Origin of the sequence: Gracilibacillus salitolerans (assembly GCF_009650095.1) — a bacterium.
Lineage (GTDB): Bacteria > Bacillota > Bacilli > Bacillales > Amphibacillaceae > Gracilibacillus > Gracilibacillus salitolerans.
In genome coordinates, this window is record NZ_CP045915.1 from 5,052,475 (window position 1) to 5,070,548 (window position 18,074).

13 protein-coding genes and 1 pseudogene are annotated in these 18,074 nt (G+C 36.7%); 2 read left to right on the forward strand and 12 right to left on the reverse strand.

The features are described from left to right. Window positions 1-5 precede the first annotated feature (5 nt). The 12 genes from GI584_RS23560 to GI584_RS23615 form a co-directional block, all read right to left on the reverse strand. On the reverse strand, window positions 6-1,238 hold the full coding sequence (locus GI584_RS23560) for a S1C family serine protease (protein WP_153792852.1): 1,233 nt from the start codon (window positions 1,236-1,238) through the stop codon (window positions 6-8). A 21-nt stretch (window positions 1,239-1,259) separates the two neighbouring features. Beyond that, complete coding sequence (locus tag GI584_RS23565) at window positions 1,260-2,057, reverse strand: MBL fold metallo-hydrolase (protein WP_153792853.1); 798 nt, start codon at window positions 2,055-2,057, stop codon at window positions 1,260-1,262. Window position 2,058: 1 nt separating this feature from the next. Then, window positions 2,059-2,991 carry a two-component system regulatory protein YycI gene (locus GI584_RS23570; protein ID WP_153792854.1) on the reverse strand — a complete coding sequence of 311 codons (933 nt, stop codon included), beginning with the start codon at window positions 2,989-2,991 and terminating at the stop codon, window positions 2,059-2,061. Beyond that, the gene (locus tag GI584_RS23575; protein ID WP_153792855.1) at window positions 2,972-4,345 is read right to left on the reverse strand and encodes a YycH family regulatory protein; all 1,374 of its coding nucleotides are present in this window, start codon (window positions 4,343-4,345) and stop codon (window positions 2,972-2,974) included. The genes GI584_RS23570 and GI584_RS23575 overlap by 20 nt, the downstream gene beginning before the upstream one ends. After that, a complete protein-coding gene (walK, locus tag GI584_RS23580; RefSeq protein WP_153792856.1) occupies window positions 4,342-6,171 on the reverse strand; it encodes a cell wall metabolism sensor histidine kinase WalK in 1,830 nt (609 codons plus the stop codon). Before walK ends, GI584_RS23575 begins: the two co-directional genes overlap by 4 nt. Before the next feature lie 6 nt (window positions 6,172-6,177). Then, complete coding sequence (yycF, locus tag GI584_RS23585; RefSeq protein ID WP_153792857.1) at window positions 6,178-6,882, reverse strand: response regulator YycF; 705 nt, start codon at window positions 6,880-6,882, stop codon at window positions 6,178-6,180. A gap of 209 nt (window positions 6,883-7,091) precedes the next feature. Further along, a complete protein-coding gene (locus GI584_RS23590; RefSeq protein ID WP_153792858.1) occupies window positions 7,092-8,498 on the reverse strand; it encodes a peptidoglycan DD-metalloendopeptidase family protein in 1,407 nt (468 codons plus the stop codon). Between the two features lie 356 nt (window positions 8,499-8,854). Next, window positions 8,855-10,144, reverse strand: coding sequence for an adenylosuccinate synthase (locus GI584_RS23595; RefSeq protein WP_153792859.1), 1,290 nt, complete (start codon window positions 10,142-10,144; stop codon window positions 8,855-8,857). A 346-nt stretch (window positions 10,145-10,490) separates the two neighbouring features. Further along, window positions 10,491-11,852: a replicative DNA helicase gene (gene dnaB, locus GI584_RS23600; protein WP_153792860.1), complete on the reverse strand. Its 1,362-nt coding sequence runs from the start codon at window positions 11,850-11,852 to the stop codon at window positions 10,491-10,493. 420 nt (window positions 11,853-12,272) lie between these two features. Beyond that, window positions 12,273-12,719 (reverse strand): 50S ribosomal protein L9, encoded by a 447-nt coding sequence (rplI, locus tag GI584_RS23605; RefSeq protein WP_153792861.1) that lies wholly within the window; start codon window positions 12,717-12,719, stop codon window positions 12,273-12,275. Next, a complete protein-coding gene (locus GI584_RS23610) occupies window positions 12,716-14,695 on the reverse strand; it encodes a DHH family phosphoesterase (RefSeq protein ID WP_100358432.1) in 1,980 nt (659 codons plus the stop codon). Before GI584_RS23610 ends, rplI begins: the two co-directional genes overlap by 4 nt. A 29-nt stretch (window positions 14,696-14,724) precedes the next feature. Then, on the reverse strand, window positions 14,725-15,657 hold the full coding sequence (locus tag GI584_RS23615; RefSeq protein WP_153792862.1) for a YybS family protein: 933 nt from the start codon (window positions 15,655-15,657) through the stop codon (window positions 14,725-14,727). A gap of 212 nt (window positions 15,658-15,869) precedes the next feature. Here GI584_RS23615 and GI584_RS23620 point away from each other — a divergent pair, with 212 nt between their 5' ends. Further along, on the forward strand, window positions 15,870-16,649 hold the full coding sequence (locus GI584_RS23620; protein ID WP_153792863.1) for an HAD family hydrolase: 780 nt from the start codon (window positions 15,870-15,872) through the stop codon (window positions 16,647-16,649). A gap of 231 nt (window positions 16,650-16,880) precedes the next feature. Continuing rightward, window positions 16,881-18,041 (forward strand): annotated as a pseudogene (locus tag GI584_RS23625) (IS3 family transposase). Window positions 18,042-18,074: the final 33 nt, after the last annotated feature.

An 18,074-nucleotide genomic window follows, 5' to 3' on the forward strand; every position in this document is an offset into this window, starting at 1 on the left:
TCCATTTAATACGATAATGACGTTAATTCTACAGTTGTTTCCTGTTCTTCTCCATCCCGGTAGTAGGTAATGGTTAATTCATCACCGACAGTTTTTTCCGTATATAGATGTTTTCGTAAATCAATAATATTCTGGATGGCTTCTCCATCAAGCTCGGTAATGACATCGTAAGACTCTAAACCGCCACTGTCAGCAGGTGACATAGGTTCTACACTCCGAATATAGATGCCGCCTTCTACTTGATCAGGCAGATTCAGGCTACGTTCCCATTCTACCCTTGCAATATCATTTAATGAGTAAGCTTCCACTCCTAAGTAGGCTCTCATCATTTCGCCATTACGTTCTAACTCTTCAATGACAGGAATCACATCATCTACTGGAATCGCAAAACCGATCCCTTCTACTGCGGATTGTGCAATTTTCATCGAGTTAATACCAATTAACTGCCCTTCCATATTTAACAATGCTCCACCGCTATTACCAGGGTTGATTGCTGCATCCGTCTGAATAACTTCCGCTTGCCAATCGGCACGACCATCCATATCAAAATCTTGCGGAATTGCACGTTGTTTTCCACTAATGATTCCTTGCGTGACAGAACCAGACAAGTGCATGCCTAATGGATTACCAATTGCAATCGCAGGTTCTCCTACATGGACATCTGCTGATTGTCCAATTTCAATTACTTTTTCGGCATGGCTGGCATCCATTTCTATCACAGCTAAATCTGTATACAAGTCACTACCTACCAACTGAGCTTCTACTTGTGTTTCATCTGGTAAGACAATTTCTACTTGATCTGACCCTTGTATAACATGATGATTCGTTACAATAAATGCGGAGTCATTCTCTAACTTGTAAATGACACCAGAGCCTGTTCCTGCTTCACCAGATTCCTCTTGTTGCCAAAAATCTGACTGACCTTGCACATTAATAACACCTACTACAGCTGGTGATACTTCTCCCACTATTTCTGAAATTCTTGTGGAAATATCAACCTGTACATTACGGATATCTGAAGGTTGTACATTCTCTCCTGTAGTGTCTGATTGATGTTGATTGGCTGCCGTATTATCGCTGATCACGATTTGATACGGTAAAAGATTATTATTGACTAACGATGGCAGTAATAGGGCAAATAGAAAAGCACCTAAAACCAATCCAATGACAAAAGGAGTCAGCCAATTTCTCTTTTTCGGTGTTTTCCTGGATATGTAATGGTCATCATAATAGCCCATTACTTCACCTTCTTTCTTGACTTAAACTACTTCATAAATAGGTGTCGGTGATTTTGGATCCGTATCATGCAATGTCACGTGATCTCCCACCGAAAAACCATAATCGTTCAAACCATTTTCCACTGACATTCTCGCTAAATCTTTCATATTATTATCTTTGCTTAAATGTGCTAAATAAATACGCTTTGTTTCATTTTCAATAATATCTTTCAATGCAACGGCACAATCATCATTAGAAACGTGACCACTATCTCCCAATATACGTCTTTTTACACTCCATGGGTAACGGCCCATTCTTAACATCTCAATATCATGGTTTGCTTCAAAGATCAATGCATCTGCTCCATGTATGGTTTTCTTAATTCGTTCTGATACATAGCCTAAGTCGGTTACCAGTGCTACTTTTTTGCCATTGTGGTGGAAGGTGTAAAACATTGGCTCTGCTGCGTCGTGAGACACAGCAAAAGACTCTACATCAATATCACCAAAGGTTTTTGTTTCTTCTGTTTTAAATATAAATTTCTGATCAAGCTCGATTTTCCCAATTGCACCGTCCATTGCTTTCCATGTTTGTTCATTGGCGTAAATTGGTAAATTATACTTTCGGGCAAAAATCCCTAAACCTTTAATATGATCACTATGTTCATGCGTCACTAGTATTTTGGAAAGGCTGTTGGGATCGACATTGATCTCTGAGAATAAACGAGTCATTTCTTTCCCACTCAATCCTGCATCTACTAAGATCTTCTCTTTTTCCGTTCCTATATAAAAAGCATTCCCCGTACTACCGGATGCTAGTACACTAAAATGTAAGGTCATCTTACTCCACTCCATTTGTTTCTTCTTGGTTTTCTAACAGTTGTTCTATAAATAAATCCAAATCCTCTTCGTCCCATTCTTCATCTGTCGCTTCAATTACCGCTCTACTATCTTCTGCAAAATAGGCACTAATCTGAGACTTCATTTCCTGAATAAATTCTTGGTTATTTCTAGAAGTTAAATGGCCTTCTATTGCATTCACATAATAATAGCGCTCATCATTTACTTCAAATTCCCAAGTTGGCGCAAGCACTTGAACGCCATTTGGTAATGGCATTAAGTTGTGATAACCTAATGTCACTTCTTGTGTGATTTCATCACCAGAACTGATGAAACCTTCACTGAAATACAATCCCGATAGCGCATCAAAAGGTGTGTTAATCTCCTCTGGTTCCTGTTGTTCGTCTGCTTTTTCCAGTATGGTTTGAACATACCTTATAACTTCTTCCTTTTCGTTAACTTGAACCAAGAGTACCCCACTAAGATTAAAATAAATAGGCCGATCTATCTCTTGGAAAAAAATATACGTATTGGACTCTTCTTCTTTTCCGAAGTATTGGTATTGATCAAAGTTCCATATATTTTCAGCTAATGCTGCTGTGTTTTCCTCGACATTAATGGCTAATGGCTGATCAAATTCAGATAAAATTAAGTGACTATCAAGAATAATGCTTGTCTGATTTGGCAGTTCACCAATTTTCGTTAAATCTGCATCAGAAATTTCTTTCCGTTCGGCATGTAACATCCCCTCTTGAGATGGAGGCTCTTCTGATAAATTGTTTAAACCATTAACATTGTTTCGTACATTCTCTTCTCTTGAATAATCCTCTGTAAATTCATAATTATTTGGATTATTAATGAAATGATGTAACAGGAAAATATCAAGGATAAGAAAACAAAGAATGAACAGTGTTTTAATTTGGCCCCATTGCATTTGTCTCCCCTCCTTGTGTAACAGCATTAGCATCACCTGTTACATAATCCCAACCTGCATAAGTCTCAATACACCACGTTGGAATCAAATCAATATATTGATCGTGTTGTTGAATGCGGTACCCTAATTGAATATCTGTAATTTGGTTAAATGAAATACGCTCGGTACGATGAAGATACTCCATCAATTCTTGACCAGACATTAAATCAGTCGGTCCACGCTCATATGGAAATGTTAATTGCATTAATGGCCGGATATATTGATATTCATCCATATTCTTATACATAACTGACATGGACGATAAGCCTTCGTTATCTTTTGAAAACACCGGATAATTTTGATAAATCATTCGGTAATCCACCTTATTCGAAATTTCATTTAGATTATATAAACGATACTGAATGCCTTGTCCGGTGAGCCAGCCGTTATGTGAATTGATATAATCTATTGAACTAGAAATCAAGAAATTGCCTGTATTTCCCGTTCGTTCAAATGAGGAATCCTGTTCTTGCTGATTTTCTGATGTATAAAAATTGGTATATTCCATTGCATAACCATTTATCACGACTTCCCGTTGATAATCACTAAATATTTGATCCCCCAGTGAATTTCTTGAGATGGCAATCGTAGATGGCTTACGGAAAAAGATTGTTCGAAAATTAGTACTGTCCGGATTAATGGTCTCGTAACGGAAATTTCCTCCTACAATATTGGCCTCATCCCTTGGCAAATAAACTTTATGCTCATTTGCAAGTTCCTCTTCCAAGTAAGGAATCAATTCATAGGTTAACTGCATCCGATTGAAATACTCCACCACCTGGGTCATGTTTTGCACACTCGCTCGGATATCAATTCCATTTTGATCGTGATTTTTAAAGACTATCTGCTGACTAGATTTGTTTTCATCAATGAATACATAAACATGCTTGAATTTACTATCAATCAACATACTGTCATCAGTCGTAAAAATTTCATTGATAAGCGTGGATGGAATAGAAGTAGGGAAAACAAGCTCTATCATATGTGCCGTTTCATTTACATCAATATCCTCATCTGCCGGAATGGTTTCAAAATCATACAAGGCCCATTCTGCCATGTTTTGGAACACTTCTAATTCATCCTGTTTCTCACTGAATCCTGAGAGCGATCCATTATCGCGAATAACGATTTGTGATGGCTGTACTAAATTTTTCTTTGTTTCATCTGATCCATTTAACTCGGCATCGGCTGCTGAATTACTGCTAGAAGGTTCATAATCCCCTTGATAATTCCAGATACCTAAGGTTAACAATAAGCTCAATGACACTAAGAAAACGAGTAATGCCGTTTTAACGATCTCAAAATCTATTTTCATTTTCTACTACCTCGCTTTCGTTTCGTGAGCGGTAGCGTAAAATAAATGGTGGTTCCTTTTCCTTCTTTACTGGAAGCCCAAATTTGACCATGATGAGCTTCAATTATTTCCTTGGAAATAGCAAGACCTAAGCCGGTTCCACCTAATTCTCTTGAACGTGCTTTATCCACACGATAAAAGCGTTCAAAAATCTTCTCCACTTTTTCCCTATCAATACCTAATCCCTGATCACTAATGCTTACCCGCAGGCGATGAGCTTCTTTCACAACCTGGAATGTGATTTTTCCACCTTCTGGGGAATACTTTATGGCATTTGACATAATATTATCTGTCACTTGCGTAATCTTATCTTGGTCTACCCAAACAAATATACGCTCATTGGGAATTTTACGATCGAAATGTATTAATTCCGTCTTATTCATTTCAAATCGATCTAAAATATGGTGGAAAACTGGAATAATATCAATTCTTTTCTTGTACATCGCATTTTCTTTATGATCCATCCTCGACAATTGCAGTAAATCATTTACTAATCGAATCATTCGTTCCGTTTCCGTTTGTGTAACTCTCAAAAATTGCGGTGCTAACTCTTTATCTTCCCATGCACCACCATCTGCTAATGCTTCGAGATAACTTCTCATTGTTGTTAATGGGGTTCTTAATTCATGCGATACATTGGAGACAAATTCCTTACGTTCTCTGTCTACCTTCTCCTGTTCGGTTACATCACTAATTACTGTGATCAATCCCATAAAATGACCCTCTTCATCTTGTACGATAGAAAAGTTAGCTTTTATTAAAAAGAGTTGCTCATCATCACTAAAGTCTACCGTTAAAGAACCTAATTCTTCTAACTCCTTCACATCAATCACTTTATCTTCAATCTGTAATATTTCCGCAATCGGCTCACCTTTAGCTTCATGTAAAGACACGCCGATTAAGTGGGTTGCAGGGTCATTCATTAGCGTAATATTGCCTTTTTCATCAGTAGCAATGACACCATCGGACATATTGGAAAGAACAGAGCTTAACTTTCTACGTTCTTCTTCTGTCGTTTGATTGGCTAGCTTTAACCGGTCATTCATGTCATTAAAGGTGGTTGCTAATTGTCCAATTTCATCTTGACCATATACATTTACCTTCTTGGAGAAATCTCCTCTGGCCATTCCCATAGCTTGTTTCCGCATTTCTGTAATAGGTTTGGTAATCGTTCGTGCTACCAGAACACCTAAGACAATGGATACAATAATTGCCAGGATTGTCCCATTTAAGAAAATTTGATTAATCTCCTGTAATTGTTTATATACTTCCTCTACGGAAGCTTCAGAATAAATCGCACCTACAGCTACATCACCATCCATAATAGGTAATGTGCGGACAAATACGCGATCTGATGTTGATTCTTTTCTTCTGATGTCTCCTTTGTCTGCTTGTCCATGTACCAAAGCAAGACGTATATCACTGTTTCCTGAGATCTTCTTTCCGATCATATCAAATTTGTTGGAACCTAAAACACGGAATTGTGAATCAATCACTTGCAGATCAGAAAACATTTCACCGGAGTATCTGGCCGTAATATCCCGAACTTCTTCTTGCAGCGTTAGTCCTTCACCATCATCTGATCGCTCTCTGCCAAACGCTTCCTCTAAATTAGTTTCTAATACCTGTAATCGATCATCCACATTTTCTCTGTGATTTGCTAAGAGGCTATCTTCTAATTTTTGGCCAAAATACGTACCAATCACCTGGATTGCCAATAAAAGAAACAAACTAAGTATGACAATGATCTTTAACCGAATTGATTGAAAAAAACTAACTTTATTCATGTAACATTACCCCTGTTCAGGATTTCGTAAATAATATCCGACACCTCTTCTTGTTACAATCCACAATGGATTACTCGGATTATCCTCAATTTTTTCCCGGAGCCTTCTTACCGTTACATCAACCGTACGGACATCACCATAATAGTCATAACCCCAAACAGTCTCTAGCAAATGCTCTCTCGTCATGACCTGACCAATATGGCGTGCAAGGTAATGGAGTAACTCAAATTCCCGGTGTGTTAGCTCAATATAATCACCATCTCTTGTAACTGTATATGCGTCTGGGTGAATCACCAATGAACCGATCGCAATATCTCTTGTTTCGTTTTTTTGGTTAGCAGGTTCTACTTCCAGGCGTCTTAAATTAGCCTTCACTCTTGCAATTAACTCTCTATTACTGAAAGGTTTGGTCACGTAGTCATCTGCTCCAAGCTCGAGACCTAAAACCTTATCAATTTCTGCATCTTTTGCAGTAAGCATAATGATTGGCATACTGTGTGTTTTTCTTACTTCTCGGCACACTTCATTACCATCTTTTTTAGGTAGCATAATGTCTAACAAAATTAAATCCGGATCCTCATTGGTTGCAAGTTCAATCGCGTCTGCTCCATCATATGCACACAATACTTCATAGCCTTCTTTTTCTAAGTTGAATTTTAATATATCTGCAATTGGCTTTTCGTCATCTACTACTAATATTTTTTGACTCATAAAAAGCACGTCCTTTTTCCATTTAATTTTTCCCTTATGTTCTATTCTAACCGAAATTAACAAAAATGTCTTATCGCTACTATAACTAGTTCCATTCATCATGTTCTATTAGCAAAAAACCCTTGCTACAATGCAGTAACAAGGGTTTGGTTCTATCTAATTTTGAGTATAAATTTTTATCACGGCACTACGTCTCGCTTTATAGGTGTTTAGAAGTGGTCAGCTGGATTTTCTAATGAACCATCTTTGTATACTTCAAAGTGTAAATGGATACCTGTTGAAAAACCTGTTGTTCCCATTACACCAATCTTTTGCCCTTTTTCTACTGTTTGACCTGACGAAACGTCAATCGATGATAAGTGGGCATAAATCGTACGATAACCATTGTTATGATCAATTACAATTTTGTTACCATAACCGCCATTATCCCAGCCAGCAGAACTAACTGTTCCGTTATCTGCAGCTAATATCGAGCGGTCACTTACACCAGCGATATCTATACCTTTATGGTAAGAACCCCAACGTTCTCCAACATGACTGGAGATAGAACCTCCTACAGCCGGCCAGTCCAATTCCCCGCTACCACGTGATGAAACTACCTTTGTACCTTTTACAATAACTTTGTTTGTTGGCTCTTCTGTTACATTTTCATCTAAGACTTCCATGTCTACCGTTTTACCGTTGACTTTTTCCATACGATAATGTGTTTCCACGGTACCATTTTCGCCTTCTTGTTTCACTTCTTCTTCGCCTTTATACATATCTTCTGATTCTTCTACTTCTGTTTGATAAGCGATTTCTTCTTCATCGAGTTTCTCTTCCGTTACAACAACTTCTACATATGGCTCATATGCTGTTACATTTAACTCATCACCAATTTTTATTACCGAATCTTCTGTTAGGTCTTCATTTAGTTCTAATAATTTATCTAATGATAGATCATACTGGCTGGCAATACTACCTAAGACATCTCCAGCATCTACCACATGTTTTTTATTTTCTAATGTACCTTTCTCTAACAAGGTAATTCCTTCTTCAACAGTTAAAATTTCATCGTCTGAAACTTTTTTATCTTTTATTGAAACTTCTTCTGTTAGTGAAACGTCTATTATATGAGACTCCCCTACTGATAATGGTTCAGATTCTTCTTCTGAATCATTATCTATTTTTTCTAATACGTCTGCACTAACATATTTTTCTTTATACTCCTGGATGACTTGTTCTGCTAGTTCTTTCTCTGCAAAATAACCAACGACTTCGTCACCAATCTCTAAAGCTTGTGCTTCTACTGCTATTGTTAGTTCTTCATCCAAATAATCAATTACTTCCTGATTATCTACCTTTGAAGAAAAAACGGTCTCTGTAACATAGTCAATCTCTTCGTTTACTGTATATGTAAAGTCATTCTCATCTTGATGACCAGAGATTTTTTCAGCAATGTGATTCTCTACTACGTCTTTATTTTCTACAATTCCGACGTGCTCTCCGTCTACATAAACATGATAGACTTTGCTTAATGCCTCATCATCCGCAAAAGCAACTTGTGATGAAAGTCCCAATGCCACAACACCAGCAACCGTCAGATGCTTAACGAATCCTTTCATACTTAATCGCATGCTAACTTCCTCCTATAACCCCAAAAACTATTTATCTATCTATTTTATCTATTTATCTTTAATTCAAATCTTCTACCTTACCCAATCTACCATAAAACAAAACAGCATTAAACATTTTTAATAGGAATGTAACAAAACTGTATAATAAAAGCCATAAATTTACATCTTTTGTAACAATAGGGTAACAAGAAGACAGTGAAAATGTCTCATTCGTACGAAAAATGGCATACTCCTACTCGGATTAAGACGGCCCCGATTATGCTCTCTTACCATGTAAAAAAGGCATAAACCCGTTTCAACATGAATGAAACGAGTTTATGCCCGCTAGGCTATCATTTAATCGGTGTTTTTTGCGATTAATTACTATAAACACTTCTTACAACATTCGTTTGTGAACGATCTGGTCCTACAGAGAAAACAGATAATGGAATGCCTGTTAACTGTGAAATACGTTCTAAATAGTGACGCGCATTTTCCGGTAATTCATGTAAGGTTTTTACACCAGTAATATCTTCGGTCCATCCTGGTAATTCTTCATAAATAGGCTCACATTCTGCAAGGACCTTTAAACTTGCTGGGAATTCTTCCATTACTTCGCCTTTATATTTGTAAGCTGTACAAATCTTTAATGTATCAATACCTGTTAATACATCAATAGAGTTCAATGATAAATCAGTAATACCACTCACACGACGAGCATGGCGTACTACAACACTGTCAAACCAACCGACACGACGTGGGCGACCTGTTGTTGTTCCGTATTCATTACCTACTTCACGGATTTGCTCTCCCGTTTCATCATGTAATTCAGTTGGGAAAGGTCCGTCTCCAACACGAGTTGTATAAGCCTTTGACACACCTACTACATGATGAATTTTAGAAGGCCCTACACCGGATCCGATCGTAACTCCACCAGCAATTGGGTTGGATGATGTAACAAAAGGATACGTACCTTGGTCAATATCAAGCATAACCCCTTGTGCTCCTTCAAAAAGCACACGGCGCCCTTCATCCAATGCATTATTTAATACAACGGACGTGTCTGCCACGTATTGTTTCAATTGTTGTCCATATTCATAGTATTCCTCTAATATATCTTCTACTTCCATACGTTCTGTTTCATATACTTTTTCAAAGAAACGATTTTTCTCTTTCAAGTTGCTTTCTAATTTTTCACGGAAAGCATCTTTGTCTAATAAATCGGCGATACGAATCCCAACACGAGCCGCTTTATCCATATAAGCTGGTCCAATCCCTTTGCGTGTTGTACCGATTTTATTTACGCCTTTATCTTCTTCCTGTAAAATATCTAGTTTTAAATGATACGGTAAAATAACATGTGCGCGATTACTAATTCGTAAATTATCAGTGCTAACATCTTTGTCATGTAAATATTTTATCTCTTCAACCATTGCTTTTGGATCGATAACCATACCATTACCTAATATACAAGTTTTATCCTTAAAAAAGATTCCTGAAGGTATTAAGTGTAGTTTATATGTAATACCATCAAATTTTATGGTATGACCTGCATTATTTCCACCTTGATAACGTGCTACTACCTCTGCGTTTTGTGAAAGAAAGTCTGTAATTTTACCTTTTCCTTCGTCTCCCCATTGTGTTCCAACAACGACTACTGAAGACATAAACGGCACCTCCGCCTTATCAATTTATTCATTCCGAACTAATTCTACCAATCTTACCGTGCAATGTCAATTCAATGACGAACATTTCTTTAACTTTTATAATTATCGTTCGTGAAATAACCAAAATAATACTCATACTCTATTATGAACATCCATTATTCAGACTATACCAATCGTGACAAATGTGAAAATACAAATTTGCTTCCTCCTGATCTTATTGTTGAGTGCTAGCATATCGCTCCGGCAAAAATATTCATTTTCTGATGATTAATTCCATAGCGAGTCCTCCGTGAAGGTTATGTTCCTTGCAAAAAAGACAAAAAAAGGGATAAGGATGAAAATATCCTTATCCTGGTGGTATATCACTGGACTGGTAACGGTGGTCCAAGTCTACGAATTTATTATATTCTTTGACAAATGCTAGTTCGACGTTTCCAACCGGACCATTACGTTGTTTTGCTATAATGATTTCAATAATATTCTGTTTTTCAGACTCCTGATCATAGTAATCATCACGATATAAGAATCCAACAATATCCGCATCCTGCTCAATACTTCCAGATTCACGTAAATCGGACATCATTGGCCGTTTATCCTGACGAGATTCAACACCACGAGATAACTGTGATAAGGCGATTAATGGCACATTTAATTCCCTTGCTAATCCCTTTAATGACCTTGAAATTTCCGATACTTCTTGTTGTCGGTTTTCTTGTGAATTAGCACTACCTTGAATTAATTGCAAGTAATCTATTAAAATCATACCAAGGCCGTGTTCCTGTTTTAACCGACGGCATTTAGAGCGAATTTCACTCACTCTTATCCCTGGTGTATCATCGATGAAAATACCAGCATTGGATAAGCTCCCCATTGCCATCGATAACCTTCCCCAGTCCTCTTCTTCTAAAGAACCGGTTCTTAACCGTTGTGCATCAATATTTCCTTCTGCACAAACCATACGTGATACGAGCTGATCTGCCCCCATCTCGAGACTGAAAATAGCGACATTTTCATTCGTTTTAATCGCTACATTCTGTGCAATATTTAGGGCAAAAGCTGTTTTCCCCACAGATGGTCGTGCAGCAACAATGATTAGATCATTACGTTGAAACCCTGATGTAATACGATCTAAGTCACGAAATCCAGAAGCAATTCCAGTAACTTCACCATTGTTTTTGTGCAATAGATCGATATTATCATAGACTTCCATTAAAACATCTTTAATATTTTTAAAAGAAGAAGCGTTCTTTCGATTCGATACTTCTAATATTCGTTTTTCAGACTCGTTAAGCACTTCTTCTACTTCATCTTCTTTGGAATAACCGTCTGTTACAATATCGGTTGCTGTACGAATAAGTCTTCTAAGGATCGACTTTTCTTCTACAATCCTACAATAATAAATAATATTTGCAGCAGTAGGTACAGCATTGGCTAAGTCACTTAAATAAGAAACTCCACCTACATCATCTAACTGTTGATTATTTGCCAAGGCAGTAGTAGCTGTGACAATATCTATAGGCTCCCCTTTATCTGAGAGCTCTAACATCACTCGATAAATCAGCTGATGACTTGCTCGATAGAAATCTTCCGGAATTAATATTTCCGAGGAGCTGGAAATAGCATCCGGCTCCAAAAAAATGGCACCAAGTACCGCTTGTTCTGCTTCTATATTATGAGGTGGTGTTCGCCCTTGTATCATTTCCGTCATCTTACTGCCCCCCTTCTCACCATCATACATACAAAACCAGGCATGATCCGCCCGGTTCTTAAGATAGATTATATTCCCTAATCGTATTTTTATATTGGAAACGGACAATCGTTCCTCTATTTGTGACAAAATTAATGTTTTAGGATGTATGAGGACATTTATTCCGTTATTTATCCAAAATAAAGCTAATTTCTAGCTATTTTCGTATAATAAGGGATTATATGTCCGCCAACACCTAAAATTGAGCATTATTCTAAGAAATTACGTACTAAATGTCCGCCATATTAAAATCCTGCATCACATCTTAGTATTTTATTGTTTGGTATCTCCAAGATATTACTTCTGACAAACGATTGAAGTTAGCTCCATTCTCCATATGTTTACTTAAGAAAAAGGGAAGCAACGTAAACTTCCCATTATTTAAGCTTCTACAACATGAACTTTTATAGTACCTGTGACTTCTGGGTGAATTTTCACTGGTACGTTTGTGTAACCTAATGAACGAATTGGCTGATCTAATTCAATTTTTCGCTTGTCCATTTTAATTTGATAATCTTTCTTTAATGTTTCAGCAATTTGTTTACTTGTAATAGAACCGAATAAACGACCAGCCTCACCAGATTTTGCTGTTAATTTCACTTCTAAATTAGCCAATTTTTCTTTCAATTGCTTTGCGTCTTCTACTTCTTGCTCTTCTAGTTTCTTTTCTTTATTTTTCTTTGCGTTGAGTGCTTTCAAGTTTGCCTGATTTGCTTCGACTGCAACATTATTTTTCAGCAAGTAATTGCGTGCATATCCATCGGAAACATTTTTTACTTCACCTTTTTTTCCTTTTCCTTTTACATCTTGGGTAAAAATTACTTTCATTCTGTTTCTCCTCCTTCATAATACTCATCTATAATTTCTTTCAACCATTCATAAGCATCGATTACAGCCATATCATCTAATTGAGTAGCAGCATTCGTCAAATGACCGCCGCCATTCATTTTTTCCATAATAACCTGGACATTGACATCTCCCAGTGATCTTGCACTGATACCAATACGTCCATCTTCCCGCTCCGAAATCACAAATGATGCCTCGACTTCGGTCATCATTAACAAGGTATCTGCTGCCTGTGCAATAATCACAGGCCCATATCTTTCCCTTGAGTTCCCTACAGATATGGCAATATTGCCTCGATAAATATTCGTATTTTCAATTAACCTGCTTCGTTTCACGTAAATATCTAAGTCCTCTTTTAAAAACTTCTGTACTAAAACGGTATCTGCACCTTTGGATCGTAAATAGGAAGCAGCATCAAAGGTTCTTGACCCTGTTCTTAATGTGAAACTGTTGGTGTCTACAATAATACCTGCTAATAATGCTGTCGATTCTAACATATTTAAAGAAAGCTTACTAGGCTGATATTCCAGCAATTCTGTTACTAGCTCCGCTGTCGACGATGCATATGGCTCCATATAAACAAGTGTAGGATGATCGACAAACTCTTCGCCTCGACGATGGTGATCAATAACTACAATATGTTCTGTCTTATGGATTAACTTCTCCTCTTGAACCAAGGAAGGTTTATGTGTATCTACAACGACTAAAAGGGTATCTTTTGTCACAATATCTAATGCTGAATCAGGATCAATAAAATGGGACCACAAATCCTCACTATCTTTCATTTCATCTACTAATCGCTGTAAACCTGTATTAATATCATCCTCATCTAAGACAACGAATCCTTCTACCTCATTTGCTTGTGCTATTTTTAACACACCGATGGAAGCACCAATGGAATCCATGTCTGGAGCTTTATGCCCCATTACTAACACTTGGTCACTTTCTTTTACCAATTCTTTCAAGGCGTGAGATATAACTCTTGCTCTTACTCTGGTTCGTTTTTCCATGGGGTTTGTTTTACCACCATAAAAACGTACTTTTCCCGTATCATCATCTTTAATAACAACTTGATCTCCACCTCGACCTAAAGCTAAATCAAGACTCGATTGTGTCAACTCACCCAAGCCAGGTAAATCTTCACTTCCTAACCCTATACCAATACTTAAGGTTAAAGGTACATTTTTGTCCGTAATTAATTCACGGACTTCATCCAAAATCTCAAATTTTGATTTTTCTAAATCAGACAAGATATTCTGATTCATCACCGCCATAAATCTCTCTTGGGATGTTCTTTTTAAATAGATCCCATTTTCATTTGACCAATTGTTTAAAATAGATGTAACCTGTGAATTTATTTGACTTTTAGCTGTATCATCCATGTTTTGCGTAATTTCTTCGTAGTTGTCTAAAAAGATGATACCTAGCACTGTTTTTTCATTCTGGTAAAGCGTATGAAGCTCTGTTTGTTTCGTTCGATCAAACAAATATAATAATCGTTCTTCTTTTTTATTATATACTTGTAAATCATACTGACCAATCGTTATCCAAAATGTTTCCTTATCATCCTTCAAATAAGAAGGGATATCGTCTGATAAGACGTCAAGTTTCTCACTGAGTATGGAGTCTGCTTCCGTAAACTCATTCATATAGGGATTCGCCCATTCTATTTGATAATCATCTCCGTATAGTATAATTCCTATCGGCATCTCTAACAGGGCTTCTTCGCCGACCTTTTTGACTCGATAAGAAAGTGTTGATATATATGCCTCTGTCTGGTTTACCAGTTCCTTTTCCCGCACAATACTGTAGTACAATGATACAGAAAATAGAACGGTCATGACGATACCAATAATCCAATGGTAATAAAATAGAAATACTAATAAGATGAAGGATAAAACATATATGCCTATGATATGCCTTCCCATTGCCACTGGTTTATCCTTAATTTTTGGCATTGTTGTCAGCTCCTTAACTAAAGTACCCTTTACTTTGCCATTCTTTTTCGTAATTCAAAACCTAAATCAATTATACCTAAGATTCGTATCAAATAAAGACCCATAAACGGAAAAAATATAATGAAAAGGATGCTAATAACTGGTAATGCAAGTGACTGCTTCTTTACATGGCTATAAAAGAAAACGAATGCCAGCCCTTGTAAGGCCATTAGTATTCCTGTTAAATGATACACATTCCATATTATAACAGATGCCATCGAAGAATAGTCTCCCATAACTAAAAAGGAAATAAGTAACATGAAGAAATAAATCCACAAAAATATTTTAGGCAGGTTAAAACTGCGAAAGGGTGGAAAATAATAACTTTCTTGTTGTACTTTATTGATTACTTTATAGCATACCCATTGTGTTACAATCGCAAAAGCCATGGAAACAACTACTAATATCACTGGCATTAACTGTAACATATTCATTAATTCTTCTCGTATCAGATCAAAGTCCTGTTGCCCCATCCCTATTGCTTGGAATAAATCCTCTGTCATTTGAAGGGAATCATCCATTGCACTTTCAAAGGCATCCATAATCGAAAACTGGAGTACCACTTCTATATAAGCGTAAATAAGTGTCAATCCTAAAACAAAACCTGCCGTACCTTTAGCCCAAGTTTCGTATGGGTGTTGTTCCTGTTTGATTGACCATCCTATCAGCACTCCACTTAGCAAAGCTAACAATGTTATGGGAAATGAGAATACTGGTACAACAAATAATGAAAAAGACAATAAAATCAGGATACCTACTATTGCCCATTTTATGGGATAATTTTTCATTAACAATATAACTGGAATAGGTAGCAAAAACAGGGTAACTACTTGTAAAAATGGGATAAGTATCGTTACAAGCAAAAGAAGTAAAAAGATACCTAAATATATATAAAAGTCTTTCCTTACAGGCTGCTGATCCATAAAAACCACCTTTACTCACTCTATTTGATTGAAAAAGCACAGCTAGCAAGCGCTGTGCTTTTTCATCGTACACTTTTTCTATTCTAATTATATACGAACAATATATCTGCGACAAATTAAAGAGACTTAAATAAGGATTCGCTAAAAAAAGAAATGCGTGAACTTCTTTTATCCAGTATAATGTAGGGAGAATAACTAGAGGGGGAGCATGGATGATTAAGACGATTATTTTTGACCTTGATGATACACTTTTGTGGGATAAAAAAAGTGTCAAAACTGCTTTTGAAGAAACTTGCCTATTGGCAAATCAAAAATATGGAGTGGATCCTGAAAAATTAGAAGAAGCTGTTCGGGAAGAAGCTCGTAAGTTATATCAAGGATACGAAACATATGAATTTACGCAGATGATCGGCATTAATCCTTTTGAAGGACTTTGGGGAAATTTCTTAGATGATCATACATATTTTAAAAAAATGGCGGAAATCGTACCTAATTACCGCAAAGATGCTTGGACAAATGGTTTAAAACAACTAGGGATTGAAGATGGAGATTTTGGTACCTACTTGGCAGAACAATTTCCTGAAAACCGCAAAAAGAATCCTTTCATCTATGAAGAAACATTTTCTGTCTTGGAAAAACTGGGGAGCAATTACCAATTAGTAATGCTAACGAACGGTTCTCCAGATCTACAAAACACTAAATTAACAATCACACCAGAACTAAAGGACTACTTTGACCATATTATTATCTCCGGTGGATTCGGTAAAGGAAAGCCTGATCCAAGTATATTTGAACATGCACTGGAAACAGCTGGTGTGACCAAAGATGAAGCAATTATGGTCGGTGATAACTTGATGACAGATATCCTCGGAGCAAACCGGACTGGTATTCAAAGTGTCTGGATCAATCGAGAAAATAAACAACCAACTGATGTAGAGCCTACTTATCAAATTAAACATCTTGATGAATTATTTACGATATTAAATGGATAATTCATCATGAAAAAGGGACTGATGACATTAGTCCCTTTTTTTGATATAACGATTTACTGGCAACTTCGAAGGCTTTACTATCAACTTCAAAAAATCAGCCGCTTAGGCATTGCAATTTCTACAGAAAAAAGAGCTCTTCAACATTGAGGAGACCTAATTAAATGAGACAGAGGAAAAAGCACCCCCAGAGTCGTATATAAAAATTAACGACTTTTAGGAGGTGCTTTTCTCATGGGGGAAAAGAAAAATGTTTATTCTGAAGAAGTGAAACGTAGAGTCATTGAAATGAAGTTGTCTAAAAAATATACAAATAAACAGATTATGAAAAAGTTTGGAATCCGTAGCGTAAGTCAAATTAAAAGATGGATGAAATGGTTTCGAGATGGAGAAGAACATCGGTTGTCACAACCCATCGGTAAACAATATTCCTTTGGAAAAGGGCCTGAAGAACTAAACGAAGTAGATCAGTTAAAAAGGCAAATCAGACATCTAGAAATCCAAAATGAAATCTTAAAAAAGTACCAGGAAATCGAAAGGAGTTGGTACCAGAGATAGTTATAGAACTAGTAGAGTCGTTAAAGGAAGTTTATACTGTATCGATGATTTGTGATTGTATCAGAGTTCCTAGGTCCACTTACTATCGTTGGGCTCAAAAGTCGGGAGCCAACAGAACTAGAACAACTTATTATTGATATTTGTAAATCCCTACATTACAGAGTAGGACACCGAATGGTTAAAAAGTTACTTAAAGAGGAACACAACATTTCTGTGAACAGACTTACTGCACAAAGGATCATGCAAAAATATAAAATCCAATGTCGGGTAAAACCAAAGAGAAAATCGAACATCGCCGGTGAAAGTAAATGCGTCGTTCCTAATTTATTGGAACAAAATTTCAAGGCAGATAGACCAAATCAAAAGTGGGTTACTGATATTACTTACTTGCCTTTTGGGGAATCAATGATGTATTTATCAACCATTATGGATTTGTATAATAACGAAATTGTCGCTTATCGAGTGAGTCATAACCAAGAAGAAGAATTAGTGCTAGAAACACTGAAAGCAGCTTGTAATGGACGTGAAACAAAGGGATTAATTCTTCATAGTGATCAAGGGGCTCAATACACATCCTACGCTTTTCAAGAATTAGCTGAAGAAAAAGGCATTATCACAAGCATGTCCCGGAAAGGTAATTGCTTTGATAATGCCGTCATTGAATCCTTCCACTCCACCATAAAGTCGGAAGAATTCTACACACATCAAAAGATGCGTCTTACAAATTCCATTGTACTAGAAAAAGTGGAATTGTACATGTATTATTACAACTATATACGACCATTTTCAAAATTAAACTGCCTTTCTCCTGTTCAATTCAGGGCAAAGGCAGCCTAGGTGCTTTTTCTTGTCTCATATTACTAGGTCAGT